This window comes from Saccharothrix sp. ALI-22-I, assembly GCF_001984175.1.
Taxonomy (GTDB): Bacteria; Actinomycetota; Actinomycetes; order Mycobacteriales; family Pseudonocardiaceae; genus Actinosynnema.
Map to the genome: position 1 here is coordinate 60,383 of NZ_MTQP01000052.1, position 16,654 is coordinate 77,036.

Sequence of the window (16,654 nt, forward strand, 5' to 3'; positions counted from 1 at the left end):
CCCCTTAGTTGCCCACAGGCCCGGACCGCACGAAGGACAGGACCTTCCTTCCACACCGACGAAAAGGCCCGCACCGGACGAACGGTGCGGGCCTTCGGTGTACCGGTTGTCAGCGTTGAAACGCTAAACGGAGTCAGCGCTGGTCGAGCGGCACGAAGTTGCGCTCCGGGGAGCCGACGTAGACCTGCCGCGGGCGGCCGATCTTGGTGGCCGGGTCCTGGATCATCTCGCGCCAGTGGGCGATCCAGCCGGGCAGCCGGCCCAGCGCGAACAGCACGGTGAAGAACTTCGTCGGGAAGCCCATGGCCCGGTAGATCAGGCCGGTGTAGAAGTCGACGTTCGGGTACAGCTTGCGCTCGACGAAGTAGTCGTCGGCGAGCGCCGTCTCTTCGAGCTTCTTCGCGATGTCGAGCAGCTCGTCGGAAGCGCCGAGCTTGCCCAGGATCTCGTCGGCGGTCTTCTTGATGATCGCGGCACGCGGGTCGTAGTTCTTGTAGACCCGGTGGCCGAAGCCCATCAGGCGGACGCCGTCCTCCTTGTTCTTGACCTTGTTCACGAACGCGGAGACGTCACCGCCCTCGCGCCGGATCTTCTCCAGCATCTCCAGCACCGCGGAGTTCGCGCCGCCGTGCAGCGGGCCGAACAGCGCGTTGATGCCGGCCGAGATGGACGCGAACAGGTTCGCCTCCGACGACCCGACCAGCCGCACCGTCGAGGTGGAGCAGTTCTGCTCGTGGTCGGCGTGCAGCACGAACAGCAAGTCGAGCGCCCGCACCAGATCGGGGTCGACGTCGTACGGCTCGGCCGGGAAGCCGAACGTCATGCGCAGGAAGTTGTCCACCAGACCCAGGGAGTTGTCCGGGTACAGGAACGGCTGGCCCACGGACTTCTTGTAGGCGTAGGCCGCGATGGTGGGAACCTTGGCCAGCAGGCGGATCGTGGAGATCTCCACCTGGTTGGCGTCGAACGGGCTGAGGCTGTCCTGGTAGAACGTCGACAGCGCGGACACCGCCGAGGACAGCACGGGCATGGGGTGGGCGTCACGCGGGAAGCCGTCGAAGAACCGTTTCAGGTCTTCGTGCAGCAGCGTGTGCCGGCTGATCTTGGAGGAGAACTCCTCCTGCTGGGCCTGGGTCGGCAGCTCGCCGTAGATCAGCAGGTAGCTGACCTCCAAGAAGTTGGACTTCTCGGCGAGCTGCTCGATCGGGTAGCCGCGGTAGCGCAGGATGCCCGCGTCACCGTCGATGTAGGTGATCTCGGAGGAGCAGGACGCGGTGTTGACGAACCCGCTGTCCAGGGTGACCAAGCCGGTGGTGGCCAACAGCTTGCCGAGATCGATACCGGGCGCACCTTCGGTGGCCGGTACTACCTTCATCTCGTGCTCTCCGCCCGGATGGCGCAGCGCGACGGTACGGGTATCAGTCGGCGCAGTCGTCGCGTCGGGCATGCAGAGTCCCTCTCACGCTAGGGCGGGGTGGCTCATGCGGGTCTCGCACGCCTGCGCGCGGGCGTGGGATCGCCCCGCACCGCAGCACCACCCCGTTGGGGTCCTGTCAGTTCTCCCACGCTAGTCAGCGGACGACCCACCACACAGGCGCGGTATGAACCGATTCTGCGAGATGGGACCGGCATCACATCCGGATGCATGGGTGGCTAGCGTGCGTTCAACCACCGTAGCCCTTTCGGGCTGTTCCTCCACCTCACACGGGGTGAGAGCTAGGTCATCTCCAGCTCGCGTTTGAAGGGTGGCTCCGCGCCCGCCCGGGAGCACGTGATGGCCGCCGCGGCGCCCGCGTAGGCCAGCGCCTCGGCCCACTTCCCGGCGTCCAGACCTCGGACTGCCTCTACGGACAGCGCGTCGTGGTCGTGCAGCCAGGCGAGCAGAGCGCCCTGCACGGTGTCGCCCGCGCCGATGGTGTCGACGACGTCCACGGGGGTCGGTGGGACGCGAATCACGTCACCGGCGGACGTCAGCACGGCCAGCCCGTCGCCGCCGCGCGTCAGCACGACCGCGGCCGGCCCGGCGCCCTGCCAGTCGCGCGCGACCTCCAGCACCTCGTCCTCGGGCGCGTCGGCGGGGAGCTCGGCCAGCCACCGCGCGTCTTCCACGGAAACCTTCAGCAGGCCCACGTGCGGCAGCCACGAGTCGTAACGGTCCCGATACGCCATGGGGTCGTGGATCAGGCCCACCCGGATGTTCGGGTCCAGCACGGTGAGCGCGCCGCGTTCGGCCTCGCGCCACAGCACCCGCTCGTAGGTGCTCGCGCCCGGCTCCAGGACCATCGACAGCGTCCCGAAGGACACCGCCTTGGTCCCGGCGGGCAGCGGCCCCGGATCGGTCACCTGGCGGTCCGCGGTGCCCTCGACGTAGAACGAGTAGCGCGCGGACCCGTCGTCGGCCAGACCGACCACGGCCAACGTCGTGGGCTGGTCGCTGCGCTGCACGAGGTCGGTCCGCACGCCGGACGCGTGCAGCCGCTCGATCAGCCGGTCGCCGAACAGGTCGGACGACACCCGGGACAGGAAGCTCACCGGCGCTTCGAGCCGCCCGGCGGCCACGGCCACGTTGTACGGCCCGCCGCCCAGCCTCGGCGCCAGGTTCCCCTCGGGCGTGGGCACCAGGTCGACCAGCGCCTCACCAGCAACGACGATCACGACTGGCTCCGTTCTCTCCGCAACCCGTCCAGCAGTAGTTCACCCAGCGCGGTGAACGCCTCGGCGTCCGACACACCCGCGCGCCGGGGCAGCACACCGGTCTGGATGCCCTCGATGAGCAGACCGGCCATTTCCGCGATCAGGGTCGCATGCACGTCCCGGAACACCCCGTCGCTGACACCCTCCTGGATGAACTCGCGAATCCGCTCGGCCGCCGCACGCGCGTTGCGCTCGTAGGTGGTGCGCGTGGGGGCGAACGCGGACACGTCGTTGATGAACTGCGCCGACGCCCGCCGCAGCTCCTCCGCCGCGCCCGCGAGGTACGTGCCGACGCGGGCGCGCACGTCCTTGACGTCGGCGATGCGCTGCTCGATCCGCTCGGCCGCGCCCTTGAAGTACCGGCCGACGACGCGCACGGCCAGCTGTTCCTTGCTCGCGGCCAGCGCGTAGAGCGTGGACTTGGAGCAGTGCAGGCGTGCGGCGAGGTCGTCCAACGTGAAGTGCGCGAACCCCTCGGCGAGCACGAGCGCCTCAAGCCGGCCCAGCAGCTCCACCTGCCTGGGCGTCGGCGGTCTGCGCACGATCGAGGTCATAGGCGGCAACTCTGTCACAGTGACTGGCAACAGTACTGGAGTACGTCCTACAGTACTGTGAACAGTACTCTACGAACAGACGGCCACAAGCCGTACCGGAGGTCGACGATGCCCGCCGAGCGCCTGCTGCCCACCACCGAGGCCGAGGACCTGCTCGCGCTGGTCCGCGAGATCGCCCGCGACGAACTCGCGCCGCACGCGGCCGAGGCCGAGGAGCACGAGCGGTTCCCGCGCGACAAGTTCCGGCTGCTGGGCAAGATCGGCCTGCTGGGCCTGCCGTACCCGGAGCGGTTCGGCGGCGGCGAGCAGCCGTACGAGGTGTACTTGCAGGCGTTGGAGGAAGTCGCGTCGGCGTGGATGTCGGTCGGCGTCGGGCTCTCGGTGCACATCATGTCGAGCTACGCGCTGGCGACGTTCGGCAGCGAGGCGCAGCAGGAACGCTGGCTGCCGGACGTCGTCGGGGGCGACTACCTGGGCGGGTACGCGCTGTCCGAGACGCACGCCGGTTCGGACGCGGGCGCGCTGTCCACCCGTGCCGTGCGGTCGGACGACGACTACTCCGTCACCGGCACCAAGGCGTGGATCACACATGCCGGCGTGGCCGACTTCTACACGTTGATGGCCCGCACGTCCGACGACGGCGGCAAGGGCATCAGCTGCTTCTTCGCCCCCGGCCAGGCCGACGGCCTCACCGCGGCGAAGCCCGAGCGCAAGATGGGCCTCACCGGTTCGATCACCGCGCAACTGCTGTTCGACAACGTCCGCCTCTCCCCCGACCGCTTGATCGGCGAGGAGGGCGACGGCCTGAAGATCGCACTGTCCGCTTTGGACTCCGGCCGTCTCGGCATCGCCGCGTGCGGCGTCGGTCTGGCGCAGGCGGCGATGGACGAAGCCGTCGCGTACGCCAAGCAGCGCACCCAGTTCGGCCGTCCGATCATCGACTTCCAGGGCCTGGAATTCCTGCTCGCCGACATGGCCGCCGCCGTCGAATCCGCCCGCGCCACCTACCTGGAAGCCGCCCGCCGCCGCGACCGCGGCCTCCCGTTCCGCCGCCAGGCCGCGATCGCGAAACTGATCTGCACCGACACCGCGATGAAGGTCACCACCGACGCCGTCCAAGTCCTGGGTGGCGCCGGCTACACCCGCGACTTCCCCGTGGAGCGCTACATGCGCGAGGCCAAGGTCCTCCAGATCTTCGAAGGCACCAACCAAATCCAACGCCTCGTCATCGGCCGCGACCTCCGCCACTGACCCCGGGAGTCGAACCCCCAAGTCGCGCGTGTCCAACATTCAGAACGCGCGTGTCCTACGTTCAGAACACGCGTGTCCTACGTCCAGAACGCGCGTGTCCTACGTTCAGAACACCCGAATTCAACGCTCAGAACGTCGGCGACTGTCCTGAGTGTTCAACTCGGGGTACCTGGACGTTGGACACGCGCGTTCCGAACGTTGGACACGCGCGGTCTGGGGGTTTGGCTCTTGGGTGGTCAGGGCTCGGAGTAGAAGGGGTTGGCGACGATCTCCTCGCCGTTCTCGAAGCGGTAGACCTCGCGGCCTTCTACGAAGACCTTCAGTGCTCGGCTCATCACGTCGAGGGGGTCGCCGGACCAGATGACCACGTCGCCGTCGAGGCCGGGCTGGAGGGAGCCGACGCGGTCGTCCAGGCTCATGATGCGGGCCGGGTTGGTGGTGATGGATTCCAGGCCGGTCTTCGGGTCCAGGCCTTCCTTCACGGCCAGGGTCACCTGGTGCACCAGGAAGTGGATCGGGACCACCGGGTGGTCGGTGGTGATCGCGATCTGCACGCCCGCGCGCGCCAGGATGCCGGGGTTGCGCAACGACCGCTGCCGCACCTCGACCTTCGACCGGCTGGTGAACAGCGGGCCGATGATCACCGGGATCTCACGCTCCGCCAACAGGTCCGCGATCAGGTGACCCTCGGTGCCGTGGTTGACGATGAGCTTGTAGCCGAACTCGTCGGCCAGCCGCAGCGCGGTCGCGATGTCGTCCGCACGGTGGCAGTGCTGGCACCACGGCAGCTCGCCGGAGAGCACGCGGGCCAGCACCTCGGACGTGGGGTTGCGCTCGAACGCCCCCTCCGCCTCGTCCCGCTTGGCCACGTAGTCCTGGGCCTTGGTGAACGCGTCCCGGATCACCGCGGCCACACCCTGACGGGTGGACGGCAGCTTCTTCTGGTCCCCGTACACCCGCTTCGGGTTCTCGCCCAACGCGCTCTTCACGCTGACGGGGTTGCGCACGAGCATCTCGTCGGCCGTACGGCCCCAGCACTTCACCGCGACGGTCTGGCCGCCGATCACGTTGCCCGACCCCGGCTTGATCACCGCGGTCGTGACGCCGCCGGACAGGGCGTCGGCGAAGCCCTGGTCGGCGGCGTTGATCGCGTCCAACGCACGCAGGCGGGCGCCGTTGGGGTCGGTCATCTCGTTGGTGTCCTGCCCGGCCCAGCCCTCGCCCTCCTCGTGCACGCCGAGGTGGCCGTGGGCCTCCACGAATCCGGGCAGCACCCAGCCGCCCGCCGCGTCCACGACCGGGACGCCGTCCGGCACCTCGACGTCCACGCCGACCGCGACGATCTTCCCGTCCTGGATCAGGACCGTGCCGCCCTCGATCGGCTCCCCGGCCACCGGAACGACGTACCCACCCGTGATTGCGACGTTCATAGTTAGCGACGCTAACGGGCTTACGACAGCGGGCGCAAACCCCACCGCCCGGCCCACGACTCGCCCGGCTCCAGCCACAGCAGGTCGATCCCGCTGTTCAACGCGTCCGGCGGGCACGTCATGGGCTCGATCGCCACCGCGCGACCCCGTCCGGGGAAGTTGTCCGGCGTGTAGACCTGCACCCACTTGAAGTCCGGGTCCGCCCACAGCTCGACGCCGCCGCCCGGACCGCGCAGCACGTGCCGCACCAGCCCGTCCACCGGCTCACAGCCGCCGAACGCGGTGTCCAGCTTCACGCCCGCCAGCAGGCGTGCCACGCGGAAGTCGTAGTCGCCGGACACCGGTTCGGCCGGACCGTTCGGGATCATGGTCTCGGGGTCGACCGGCAGCACGGTGGCGGCGGCCAGGGACAGGGACGTCTCGTCGGTCAGCGACGCGCCGGCCCGCGGGTACGGGTGGGTGCCGACGCCGAACGGCGTGTGGGTGTCACCGACGTTCGTGACGCCGTGCGAGACGCTCAGCCCGTTCTCGTCCAGGGCGTAGGTGATGGTCGTGCGCAGCGGCACGGGCCAGCCGAAGCCCGCCACCGCCGCCTCCAGCGACAGCTGGCTGCCGGTGTGCTCGACGACGTCCCACACCACCCGGCGCACCAGGCCGTGGATGGCGTTGCCGCGGGCCGGCTCGCTGATTTCGAGCTGTTGCTCCACGCCGTCGAGCGTCCACTTGCCGCCCGCCGTGCGGTTGGGCCACGGCACCAGCACCGCGCCACTGCCCATGGGCGGTTCGTCGTCGTACGTCTCCACGTACGGCACGCCGCCGACCTCGTAGGACTTCAGTCCCGCACCCTCGGGTGCGATGACGGCGCGCGCCGCGCCGTGGGCGATCTCCAGCATGGATGAAGAGGGTATCTGCTTGACCAAGTAACTAGACCGGTCTCTATAGTAAAACCATGCCAAAACGGACAGACACCCGACAACGCATGGTGCGCACCGCCGCCGAGCTGTTCCGGACGCAGGGCTACCACGCGACGGGCCTGAACCAGGTGCTCACCGAGGGCGGAGCACCCAAGGGGTCGCTCTACTTCCACTTCCCGGGCGGAAAGGAGCAGCTGGCGGTGGAGGCGGTGGCGTTGGCGGGCAGCGACCTGCGCGACGCGCTGACCGCTGCGCTCGCCGCCGAACCCGACCCGGCGAAAGCGCTGCCCCAAGCCCTGGAAGTGCTCGGCCAACAGCTGCTCGCTTCGGACTTCCGCAGCGGGTGCCCGATCGCCACGGTGGCGCTGGACGCGGCGGCGGACAGTGAGCCGATCCGGGTGGCGTGCGAGGAGGTCTACACGTCGTGGCAGGCGGTCATCGCCGCGCACGTCGGTGACGAAGACCTGGCGACGGTCGCGCTGGCCGCCATCGAGGGCGCGCTCCTGCTCGCCCGCACCAGCCGTTCGCTGGAACCCCTGCACGCCGTCGGCGCCCGCCTGGGTGCCCTACTGGGAAGGCCCACGACATGAAGGTGCACCACCTGAACTGCGGCACCATGCGCCCGTTCGGCGGGAAGCTGGTGTCCGGCAAGGGTTCGTACTTCGGCACGGCCGAGCTGGTCTGCCACGTGCTGCTGTTGGAGACCGACGACGGCTTGGTGCTCGTCGACACCGGCATGGGCCTGGACGACGTGCGCACGCCCGACGAGACGTTGGCGCGGACGTGGCGGGTGATGTCCCGTCCCGTGTTGGAAGAGGCGGAAACGGCGCTGCGACAGGTGGAGGCGCTCGGGTTCGCGGCGTCGGACGTGCGGGACGTCGTGCTGACCCACCTGGACCTCGACCACGGCGGCGGTCTGCGCGACTTCCCGCAGGCGCGCGTGCACCTGTCGGCGGAGGAGTTGGCGGCGGCGACGCGGCCGGGCAAGTCCGGCAACGACCGGGTGCGGTACCCGGACAACCAGTGGCGGCACGGGCCGGACTGGGTCGCGCACGAGACGACCGGTGAGACGTGGTTCGGCTTCTCCGGGGTGCGCGAGGTGCGGCCGGACGTGCTGCTGGTGCCGTTGTTCGGCCACACCCACGGGCACACGGGCGTGGCGGTGCGGGACGGCGACCGGTGGCTGCTGCACGCGGGCGATTCGTACTTCTTCCACGGCGAGATGGCCTCGGACCCGTTTTGCCCGCCGGCGTTGACCTTCATGCAGAAGCGGATGGCGGTCCTGTCCGAACTGCGCCTGGCCAATCAAGATCGGTTGCGGGAACTGGTGCGCGATCACGGTGATTCCGTGGACGTCTTCAGCGCCCACGACGCCACGGACCTGAACCGGATGAGGCAGCCCGCCACGCCTGGGCGGAAATAATTTTCGACTCCGTTGAGTAATCAAATCCGCTCCGCTCGGCAATTCACCCGATCAGGGGGCCTACCAGGGCTAACCACGCCCTGAGTCGCGGCGATCCTTGTGGTTATCGAGGAGTAGGAGGCTCAGCGATGACCGCGATCAAATACACCCAGGCCGAGACGTGGTCTCTCGATCGACTTTACGAGACCCCCGACGAGCCGGCGAGGGAAACCATCCCACCCCGGGACGACGAACACAGCTATGTGCTCGAAGGTTCCGTCGGCAAGGTGCCGGAGGCACGGTCCGACAACGGCCACGTCGTGGTCCGCACGGTCGGTGACCTGGTGCTTCGCGAACCGCCCGCGGCCGGTGGTCAGCGGTTGACGCTGGAGGAGTTGACGGAGGTCGGCGAGCGGGTCGATCAGCGCGACTCGTACCGGCCGCCCTGGTTGGAAATCCAGTTCCAGCCACGCGTCCGGCCGCACCTCCTGGACGCCTACGCGCTGGCCGACGGCCACCTCTCACGCCCGACCATTTCGGAGTCCATCGGCACCGCTTGGCCGTGGACGACGTGCGGGAAATTGTTCATCACCCGCCCCGGCGGCGGGACGGTGGTCGGCAGCGGTGTTCTCATCGGCCCGCGACTGCTGCTCACCGCCAGCCACGCCATGCCGTGGGGCACCACGAACTCGTCGATCCGTTTTGTCCCCGCGTACCGGAATGGCAGCGACCCGCGTTTCGGGCACGCGTTCGTGCAGGAATGGCGCGGGGTGCGCAACATCAACGACGTGACCGGACTGGACTACGTCATCTGCAAGCTGGACTGGCGCATCGGCGACCGCACCGGGTGGCTCGGCTCCTGGTGGAGCAGCGCCGAGAGCTTCTACTACGGGGGCAGCTGGCTGAGCGTAGGCTACCCGACCTCGTTCCTGGGCGGTGAACGCCCGGCCCTCGAAATGCCGCTGCCCGTCCGGGACATCGACAACGACGGCGACGGGCTGGAGATCGAAACGCACAAGTTCGCCCTGGGCGGGTGGTCCGGGGGCCCGATGTGGGGCTGGGTGCAGAACCAGCCCCGGGTCGTCGGCATCGAAAGCGGCTACGAAACGAACTTCCTCGACCCCACCCGGACCGTGTTCGCCGGCGGTCAGCACATGGTCAACCTGGTCAACTACGGGTGGGCGAACTGGGGTTAGCCCCCCGGCGGTCGTCACCGCCGCGCCGGCCAAGAGGTCTGCGGCAGTGCGGGTTTCCGGGCGTCAACCCGAGGAAACCCGCAATACCGCAGACCTCGCCTGGCGCAGGGGTTACTTGGACAGCTTCTCCGCGTCGAACACGACCTTGCCGTGCACGATCCGGTTGATCAGCCACAGCACCACGCCGGCGCCCAGCAGGTAGAGCGCGATCTCGTAGTCCGCCGACGCCCGGCCCGACAACGGGCTGGCCAGGTACGCGCACGCGAGCGCGCCCAGCACCGGCACCCACGTCGGCGCGCGGAAGTGCTTGTGGTCCGCCTTCTCCTTGCGCAGCACCAACACCGCGACGTTGACGATGGTGAAGACGATCAGCAGCAGGAGCGCGGTCGTGCCGCCGAGCTTCGCGATGTCCGTGGTGGACACCAGGATGATCGCGACGCCCGAGGTGAACACGATCGAGATCCACGGCGTGCGGCGGAACGGGTGCACGGTGCCGAAGACCTTCGGGATGATCCGCTCGTTCGACATGCCGTAGATCAGCCGGCTGGCCATCAGCATGTTGATCAGCGCCGAGTTGATGACCGCGAACAGGCCGATCAGCGAGAAGATCCACAGCGGGAAGCCCGGCGCGCCCACCTGCACGACCCTCAGCAGTGCCCCCGGCCCGGCCTTGGCCAGCTCGTCGGCCGGGATGAGCAGCGATGACGTGATCGCGACCAACACGTAGATCACTCCCGCGACGACCATGCCCCACAGCATGGCGCGCGGGAAGATGCGGACCGGCTCCCGGCACTCCTCGGCCATGTTCACCGAGTCCTCGAACCCGACCATCGCGAAGAACGCCAACGCGGTCGCGGCGGTGACGGCCACGAGCGGGCTCTGGTCGGGTGCCGGGTCGATCTGCGTGAGGCGGCTCGGATCGCCGTCGCCGGCCAGCACCGCGTAGACGCCGATCGCGATGATGATCAGCAGGCCGGACAGCTCGATGCAGGTCAGGACGACGTTCGCCTTGACCGACTCGGACACGCCCCGGAAGTTGATCAGGGCGATGCCGATGATGAACAGGATCGCGACCAGGGTCGCGGTCACGGTGAACGTGTCGGAGAAGAACTCCCTGATGAGGGACTGGAGGTAGCCACGCCCGAACGTGAGCGCGGCGGACGACGCCGAGGTGATGCCCGAGCTCATCACCGCGAACGCCACCATGAAGGTGAGGAACTGGATCTTGAAGGCGCGGTTGGTGTAGAGCGCGGCGCCCGCTGCTCTGGGGTACTTGCCGACGAGTTCGAGGTAGCTGAACGCGGTCATGAAGGCCACCGCGAACGCGATCAGGAAGGGCAACCACAGCGCGCCGCCGATCAGACCCGCGACGTTGCCCGAAAGACCGTAGATGCCGACACCGAGGATGTCACCGATCACGAAGAACAGCAGCAGCTTCGGGCCGATGGCCCGCTTCAGTTCCGGTTGCGCCGGTGCGCTCGTCGCTTCCGCCATACCCAGTGAGTGTGCCGGATCACAAAGGGGTCGGATAGTAGATTCCGCGCACCTTGGGCAAGTCTTGATATTCAGGTAACAGCCCGCACCCGGCGATCAGTCCGGAGATCGGCTTCGGCCTGCGCGATGGCCTCGTCCAGCGCCTCCCGGAACGCCGCGATCTGCGACCGTTCGAGGAGGACGCTCTCCGCGCCGGAGGGCATGAACAGCGCCCTGTGGTGGCTGGGCACGCTCTCGAAGTCCAGCGTGAGGCCGAACAGCTCCTGCAACCCGTTCAGCACCCGCTGCCGGTGCTCGCGCAAGACGGCGTTGTAGGCATTGCTGTTTCGTAGCCCTGCTTGGCTTTGGGGTGTACGTCGAGGTACGCCTGGGCCAACGCCCGACGGTCGTAGGTGATCACCCGGCTAGTTCAGCAGGCTTCGCCTTGAAGCGGTAACGCTTAATCGCGGGGATCGCGAGTACGGCCAGCCCAGTGGCCACCACCACCAGGACACCGCCCAACGCGGTCGCGAGGCCGGGTCCGATCAGGGCGCCTGTGGTGCCGTGCAACAGATCCGCCAACCGGGGGCCGCCGGCCACGACGACGATGAACACGCCCTGCATCCGGCCGCGCATCTCGTCCGTCGCCGCCGCCTGGAGGATCGCGCCGCGGAACACCATGCTGATCATGTCCGCCGCACCGCCGATGGCCAGGAACACCACGGCCAGCCACAAGGCGTGCGACAGACCGAACCCGATCATCGCCACACCCCACGCCACAACCGCGCAGACCACACCCACGCCATGACGGCGCACCCGTGACGTCCAGCCCGACATCAGGCCGCACAGCATCGCGCCCAACGGAACGGCGGCGAACAGGAGTCCCAGCGCCAGCCCACCACCGGGCGGGTCGCCAAAGGTGTTCTCGGCCATCTCCGGGAACAGCGCCCGCGGCATCCCGAACACCATCGCGATGATGTCCAGCAGGAAGCTCGCCAACAGGATTCGTTGCAGGGCCAGGTACTTGAAGCCGTCGACGACGTCCCGCAGACCGGCGCGCCGCGACGTGCCGCTCAACGGCGGCAGCGGCGGGAGTTTCCAGACCGCCCAGATGGTGAGGGTCAACGCGATGGCGTCGGCCAGGTACAACGTCGACAGGCCGACCACCGGCATCAGCGCACCGGCCAGCATGGGGCCGAAGACGCCGCCGAACATCATCACCGTGGAACCGAGGGCGGCGGCGGCCGGGATCTGCTCGGTGGGCACCAGCCGCGCGATCGACGCCGTCCGGGCCGGGGCGTTCGCGGCGAAGAAGACCTGTTGCAGACCGAGCAGGGCGATCACCAGCCACACCGAGTCCGCGTGCAGCGCGGCCTGCAACCACAGCAGCACCGACGTGACCGCGATACCGCTGTTGGTGACGAGGAGCAGTTTGCGCCGGTCCACGACGTCCGCGATCGCGCCGCCGTACAACCCGAAGACCAGCAGCGGCACCAACGCCACACCCGCCGACACGCCCACCCAGCCCGACGACCCGGTCAGGTCGTACACCTGCTTGGGCACCGCCACCGCGGTCAACTGGCTGCCGATGGCCGTGACGAGCGTCGACAGCCACAGCCTCCGGAACGCGACGACCTTCAGCGGTCGGGTGTCGATGGCGATCTTCCCCAGCACTCTCCGCACGGTCGTTAGCGTACGGCAACTAACAAAACCTTTACCGAGACGTGGGACACCGTCCGTAAGGTGCACGGTGTGCGGCTGCTCGTGGTCGAGGACGAAGTGCGGTTGGCGGAATCCCTGAAAGCGGGGCTGGAAGCCGAGGGTTACGCGGTGGACCTGGCGTTCACCGGGCCGGACGGGCTGTGGATGGCCTCGGAACACTCCTACGCGGCGATCGTGCTGGACATCCTGTTACCCGGCCTGAACGGCTTCCGGGTCTGCCGGCGATTACGGGTGGCGGGGAACTCCACGCCGATCCTGATGCTCACCGCCAAGGACGGCGAGCTGGACGAGGCCGAGGCGTTGGACACCGGCGCCGACGACTTCCTGTCCAAGCCGTTCTCCTACGTCGTCTTCCTGGCCCGATTACGGGCCTTGATCCGGCGCGGTGGCTCGACCCGGCCGGGCGTGTTGCGGGTCGGCAAAGTCGAACTGGACCTGGCCACGCGGCAGTGCCGGTCCGACGGCGCGCTGGTCGGGTTGTCGGTCAAGGAGTTCAGCGTGCTGTCCTTCCTGCTGTCCCGGCCGGGTGAGGTGGTCAGCAAGGCCGATGTCCTGGCCGGGCTGTGGGACTTCGCCGCCACACCCGATCCGAACCTGGTCGAGGTCTACGTCAGCTCGCTGCGGCGCAAGCTGGGCCGTGACGTCATCCGCACGGTGCGCGGCGCGGGGTACGTGGTGGCCCGTGGATAGGGTCCGGATCGCCTTCGCCGCCGTCGTGGTCTTCGGCGCGTTGCTGGCGGCGGGCGCGTCGTGGCTGGTCGAGCAGATGGAACTCCAGGTGGAGCGGCAGATCGTCGCCAACGCCGACGCGCGCGCCGCCGACGGCGCACGCCGGCTCGCCCGGCTGATCGACACCACCGGGGACCCGGCGGCGTTGCGGTCGGTCGGCGTTCTGATCGGGCCGTTCGAAGTGGTCGAGGCGGTCGATGCGTACAAGGTTGTCGCGAGCTGTCCCGCGATGGAATACCCCGGCAAGCTCAGCAACCCGACAACCAGCTTGTCGCAGGTACTGGCCAAGGCCGGCGAAACCGTGTCCGTGCTCTACCTGTTCGACGACGAAAGTGCCGCGGAGTGCGTGCCGCCCGACCCGTCGCGCAACAACGACCTGCTGGAGGTCCGCGTCGGGAGAGCCGACACGAGCGACGGGCGGCACATCGTCTACGTGGCCGCGCCGATCGACGCCGGCGACAAGACCGCCGTGGACGGCGTGCGGGAGGTGCTCCAGACGGTGGTTCCGGCCGCCGCGCTGCTGATCGGCGTGCTGGCGTGGCTCGCGGTGACCACGAGCGACACGCTTGTCCGGCTGGGCGCGACCCTTGATCGGCAACGGCGGTTCACGTCGGACGCCTCGCACGAGCTGCGCACGCCACTCGCCTCGGCACGCACCCAACTGGAAGTGCTGCTCGCCCACCCCGACCGGGTCGACTGGCGGCGGACCGCCGAGAACACCGTGCTGGACCTGGACCGGATGCAGGCCGTCGTCACCGACCTGCTGTTCCTCGCCCGGCTGGAAGGTCCGGCGGCCACCGAGCGGGTCGATCTGGCCGCCCTGGTCGGCGTGCCCGGACCGGTCGAGGTGATGGGCGACCGTTCCCACCTGGAACGGGTGGTGCGCAACCTGCTCGACAACGCCGAGCGGCACGCGTCGTCGCACGTCGAGGTGACCGTGGTGGTCGAGGGCGGCACGGCGGTGCTCCGGGTCGCGGACGACGGGCCGGGCATCCCGGAGGCGGACCGGGAACGGGTCTTCGAGCGGTTCGTCCGGCTCGACGAGGGCCGGGCCAGGGACGAGGGCGGCGCCGGGCTCGGGTTGGCGATCGTGCGCGAGGGCGTGCTGGCGCACGGCGGCACGGTCGGCATCGAGGACAGCGACCGGGGCACGGTGGTGGCGGTCCGGCTGCCTCTTGCCTGAAGGGTTCTTCAGGCGGTTTCAGGTGTGGTTCAGCGTGGTCCACCGAGGCTGCGGTCGTGCTCACGCAGACCCGGATCACGGTTCGTTCGGCGTACGTCGTCGCGCTCGGCTTGTCCGCGCTCTACACCTCGTACGCGCTGTGGCGGCACCACTCGTTCCAGAGCACCGGGTTCGACCTGGGGATCTTCGAGCAGGCCGTCCGCTCCTACGCGGCCGGGCGGTGGCCGACGGCCGATCTGAAAGGCCCCGGTTTCCCGCTGCTGGGCGACCACTTCCACCCGGTGCTCGCCCTGCTCGCGCCGCTGTACCTGGTGGTGCCGCGCGCGGAGACGTTGTTGGTGGCGCAGGCCTTGCTGCTCGCCGCGTCGGCCATCCCGGTGACCAGGTTCGCGGTGGACCGGCTCGGGGCGCGCGGTGTGGTGGTCGGGGTGGCGTACGGGTTCTCGTGGGGTTTGCACAACGCCGTCGCGTTCGACTTCCACGAGGTGGCGTTCGCGGTGCCCCTGCTGGCGTTCTCGCTGGAGGCCCTGGCGCGGGAGCAGTGGGGCCGGGCGGTGGCGTGGGCGTTGCCGCTCGTCCTGGTGAAGGAGGACCTGGGGCTGACCGTTGCGGTGATCGGCCTGTACCTGGTGTGGCGCGGGGTCGGGCGCGGTTGGGCGGTGGCGGTGTTCGGGGTGACGGCGTTCGCCGTGGTCGTGTTCGCGGTGTTGCCGGCGGTCAACCCGGCCGGCGGCTACTCGTACTGGGGTGAACTGTCCGCGACGAACGGGTTGGGGTGGCTTCGCGCGCTCACCGTGTTCGCCTTGCTCGCGCCCACCGGGTTCCTGGCCGCACGGTCGCCGTTGATCGTCATCGCGATGCCCACGCTGGCCTGGCGGTTCGCCTCCGGCAACCCGGCGCACTGGGGCATCGAGCACCATTACAGCGCGGTGCTCATGCCGGTGGTGTTCATCGCGTTCATCGCGGTGGGGCCGCGCAAGGTGTGGCTGAGCGCGGCGGTCACGGCGGTGTTCACCCTGGTCCTACTGCTGCGGCCCGCACCTCAGCCGGTGTGGGACGCGGCGCAGCAGAAAGCCACGGCGAGGGTGTTGGCGATGATCCCGGACGACGCCGACGTGGCCGCGTCGAACCGGCTCGCGCCGCACCTCACCGGACGGTGCCGGGTGTCGCTGTTCCCCCGCCTGCTCGACGCCGAGTGGCTGGTCGTGGCGCGGCCGTCGCCGGGCTGGCCGGTGCCGGCCGACGAAGAAGCGCGACTGGTGGAAACTGCCTCCGCCACGCATCGAGTGGTGGCCGAGGCCGGTCACGTCGTGCTGCTGCGCATCTGAGGCTTGAAGTCCAAGACACGAAACGGCCTCCGCCCCACCGTGAGTGGTGGGGCGGAGGCCGATCGGGTCGTGCGGCGCCTAGGGCGCGATCCGCTGGACTTCCCAGCCGTCGCGGCCGAGGCGGAAGCGGAGGCGGTCGTGCATGCGGTCGCGGCGGCCCTGCCAGAACTCGACCTCTTCGGGCCGGATGCGCCAGCCGCCCCAGTGCGGGGGTACCGGTACTCGGTCGGCATCGGCGAACTGCCGCTCGACCTTGTTGAGCGCGCTCTCCAAAGTGGTGCGTCCGCTGACCACGCGGGACTGCGGCGACGCCCAGGCGCCCAGCTGCGAACCACGCGGCCGGCTCTCCCAGTACCGCGCGGTCTCGGCCGGGCCGACCTTCTCGACCGTGCCGCGCACGTGGGCCTGCCGCTGCATGGCGAACCACGGGAACGTGGCGGAGGCGTACCGCGTGGCCATCAGGTCGTGGCTCTTGGCGGAGGTGTAGTTGGTGAAGAACACCAGACCCCGCTCGTCGAGCCCCTTGGCGAGCACGGTGCGGGACGACGGGCGGCCCTCGGGATCGGCCGTCGCGAGGACCATCGCGTTCGGCTCGGGCAGACCCGCGCCGGCGGCCTGGTCCAGCCACAGCTGCAACTGTTCGTGCCAGCTGGCGGCCAGGTCGCTCTCTGTGAGCGAGCCCTGCTCGTAGGACACGCGCATAGACGGCAACGCAATGTTCGTCGTCTCCGACATCCCGACCTCCCGGAGCGTAATTCGGCCTGGCCAAGGCACTCGT

Annotated in this window: 16 protein-coding genes; 7 read left to right on the forward strand and 9 right to left on the reverse strand. The window is 69.1% G+C overall.

The annotated features are described in order from the left end of the window. Nucleotides 1-133: 133 nt before the first annotated feature. The 3 genes from ALI22I_RS12035 to ALI22I_RS12045 all read right to left on the reverse strand — a co-directional run bounded on the left by ALI22I_RS12035 (nt 134) and on the right by ALI22I_RS12045 (nt 3,248). Nucleotides 134-1,447: a citrate synthase gene (locus ALI22I_RS12035; protein ID WP_077005551.1), complete on the reverse strand. Its 1,314-nt coding sequence runs from the start codon at nt 1,445-1,447 to the stop codon at nt 134-136. Between the two features lie 269 nt (nt 1,448-1,716). Beyond that, nucleotides 1,717-2,655 (reverse strand): carbohydrate kinase family protein, encoded by a 939-nt coding sequence (locus tag ALI22I_RS12040; RefSeq protein ID WP_077005552.1) that lies wholly within the window; start codon nt 2,653-2,655, stop codon nt 1,717-1,719. After that, nucleotides 2,652-3,248, reverse strand: coding sequence for a TetR/AcrR family transcriptional regulator (locus ALI22I_RS12045; protein ID WP_077005553.1), 597 nt, complete (start codon nt 3,246-3,248; stop codon nt 2,652-2,654). The genes ALI22I_RS12040 and ALI22I_RS12045 overlap by 4 nt, the downstream gene beginning before the upstream one ends. A gap of 108 nt (nt 3,249-3,356) precedes the next feature. On the opposite strand from ALI22I_RS12045, the gene ALI22I_RS12050 reads away from it, so the two are divergent. After that, on the forward strand, nt 3,357-4,499 hold the full coding sequence (locus tag ALI22I_RS12050; protein WP_077005554.1) for an acyl-CoA dehydrogenase family protein: 1,143 nt from the start codon (nt 3,357-3,359) through the stop codon (nt 4,497-4,499). A gap of 236 nt (nt 4,500-4,735) precedes the next feature. On the opposite strand, the gene ALI22I_RS12055 is transcribed toward ALI22I_RS12050, so the two are convergent. Together ALI22I_RS12055 and ALI22I_RS12060 are read right to left on the reverse strand one after the other, a co-directional pair. After that, on the reverse strand, nt 4,736-5,929 hold the full coding sequence (locus ALI22I_RS12055) for an amidohydrolase (RefSeq protein WP_077005555.1): 1,194 nt from the start codon (nt 5,927-5,929) through the stop codon (nt 4,736-4,738). 20 nt (nt 5,930-5,949) lie between these two features. Further along, complete coding sequence (locus ALI22I_RS12060; RefSeq protein WP_077005556.1) at nt 5,950-6,822, reverse strand: aldose 1-epimerase family protein; 873 nt, start codon at nt 6,820-6,822, stop codon at nt 5,950-5,952. A 56-nt stretch (nt 6,823-6,878) separates the two neighbouring features. Here ALI22I_RS12060 and ALI22I_RS12065 point away from each other — a divergent pair, with 56 nt between their 5' ends. The 3 genes from ALI22I_RS12065 (at nt 6,879) to ALI22I_RS12075 (ending at nt 9,441) form a co-directional block, all read left to right on the forward strand. Continuing rightward, on the forward strand, nt 6,879-7,433 hold the full coding sequence (locus tag ALI22I_RS12065) for a TetR/AcrR family transcriptional regulator (RefSeq protein ID WP_077005557.1): 555 nt from the start codon (nt 6,879-6,881) through the stop codon (nt 7,431-7,433). After that, nucleotides 7,430-8,266, forward strand: coding sequence for an MBL fold metallo-hydrolase (locus ALI22I_RS12070; protein ID WP_077005558.1), 837 nt, complete (start codon nt 7,430-7,432; stop codon nt 8,264-8,266). The genes ALI22I_RS12065 and ALI22I_RS12070 overlap by 4 nt, the downstream gene beginning before the upstream one ends. 128 nt (nt 8,267-8,394) lie before the next feature. Next, a complete protein-coding gene (locus tag ALI22I_RS12075) occupies nt 8,395-9,441 on the forward strand; it encodes a trypsin-like serine peptidase (RefSeq protein ID WP_077005559.1) in 1,047 nt (348 codons plus the stop codon). A 111-nt stretch (nt 9,442-9,552) separates the two neighbouring features. On the opposite strand, the gene ALI22I_RS12080 is transcribed toward ALI22I_RS12075, so the two are convergent. From ALI22I_RS12080 to ALI22I_RS12090, 3 genes are all read right to left on the reverse strand, one after another. Next, on the reverse strand, nt 9,553-10,935 hold the full coding sequence (locus ALI22I_RS12080; protein ID WP_077005560.1) for an APC family permease: 1,383 nt from the start codon (nt 10,933-10,935) through the stop codon (nt 9,553-9,555). Nucleotides 10,936-11,006: 71 nt separating this feature from the next. Further along, the gene (locus ALI22I_RS12085; protein WP_077005561.1) at nt 11,007-11,237 is read right to left on the reverse strand and encodes a hypothetical protein; all 231 of its coding nucleotides are present in this window, start codon (nt 11,235-11,237) and stop codon (nt 11,007-11,009) included. A gap of 94 nt (nt 11,238-11,331) precedes the next feature. After that, nucleotides 11,332-12,597 (reverse strand): MFS transporter, encoded by a 1,266-nt coding sequence (locus ALI22I_RS12090; RefSeq protein WP_077005562.1) that lies wholly within the window; start codon nt 12,595-12,597, stop codon nt 11,332-11,334. A 69-nt stretch (nt 12,598-12,666) separates the two neighbouring features. On the opposite strand from ALI22I_RS12090, the gene ALI22I_RS12095 reads away from it, so the two are divergent. From ALI22I_RS12095 to ALI22I_RS12105, 3 genes are read left to right on the forward strand one after another with little or no spacing between them, the layout of a single operon-like run. Next, nucleotides 12,667-13,326, forward strand: a complete 660-nt coding sequence (locus tag ALI22I_RS12095; protein ID WP_077005563.1) for a response regulator transcription factor — start codon at nt 12,667-12,669, stop codon at nt 13,324-13,326. Beyond that, the gene (locus ALI22I_RS47660) at nt 13,319-14,548 is read left to right on the forward strand and encodes a sensor histidine kinase (protein WP_077005564.1); all 1,230 of its coding nucleotides are present in this window, start codon (nt 13,319-13,321) and stop codon (nt 14,546-14,548) included. The genes ALI22I_RS12095 and ALI22I_RS47660 overlap by 8 nt, the downstream gene beginning before the upstream one ends. 56 nt (nt 14,549-14,604) lie before the next feature. Next, entirely contained in the window at nt 14,605-15,876 is a 1,272-nt protein-coding gene (locus tag ALI22I_RS12105; protein ID WP_179118205.1) for a DUF2079 domain-containing protein, read from the forward strand. A gap of 78 nt (nt 15,877-15,954) precedes the next feature. Here the strand turns inward: ALI22I_RS12105 and pdxH are convergent, their stop codons facing one another. Then, on the reverse strand, nt 15,955-16,611 hold the full coding sequence (pdxH, locus tag ALI22I_RS12110) for a pyridoxamine 5'-phosphate oxidase (protein WP_077005565.1): 657 nt from the start codon (nt 16,609-16,611) through the stop codon (nt 15,955-15,957). Nucleotides 16,612-16,654: the final 43 nt, after the last annotated feature.

Bases quoted from the DNA above. Each gene is read 5' to 3' on its own strand.
- ALI22I_RS12035 (WP_077005551.1), bottom strand. From the start codon at position 1,447: ATGCCCGACGCGACGACTGCGCCGACTGATACCCGTACCGTCGCGCTG.
- ALI22I_RS12045 (WP_077005553.1), bottom strand. From the start codon at position 3,248: ATGACCTCGATCGTGCGCAGACCGCCGACGCCCAGGCAGGTGGAGCTG.
- ALI22I_RS12050 (WP_077005554.1), top strand. From the start codon at position 3,357: ATGCCCGCCGAGCGCCTGCTGCCCACCACCGAGGCCGAGGACCTGCTC.
- ALI22I_RS12055 (WP_077005555.1), bottom strand. From the start codon at position 5,929: ATGAACGTCGCAATCACGGGTGGGTACGTCGTTCCGGTGGCCGGGGAG.
- ALI22I_RS12060 (WP_077005556.1), bottom strand. From the start codon at position 6,822: ATGCTGGAGATCGCCCACGGCGCGGCGCGCGCCGTCATCGCACCCGAG.
- ALI22I_RS12065 (WP_077005557.1), top strand. From the start codon at position 6,879: ATGCCAAAACGGACAGACACCCGACAACGCATGGTGCGCACCGCCGCC.
- ALI22I_RS12070 (WP_077005558.1), top strand. From the start codon at position 7,430: ATGAAGGTGCACCACCTGAACTGCGGCACCATGCGCCCGTTCGGCGGG.
- ALI22I_RS12075 (WP_077005559.1), top strand. From the start codon at position 8,395: ATGACCGCGATCAAATACACCCAGGCCGAGACGTGGTCTCTCGATCGA.
- ALI22I_RS12080 (WP_077005560.1), bottom strand. From the start codon at position 10,935: ATGGCGGAAGCGACGAGCGCACCGGCGCAACCGGAACTGAAGCGGGCC.
- pdxH (WP_077005565.1), bottom strand. From the start codon at position 16,611: ATGTCGGAGACGACGAACATTGCGTTGCCGTCTATGCGCGTGTCCTAC.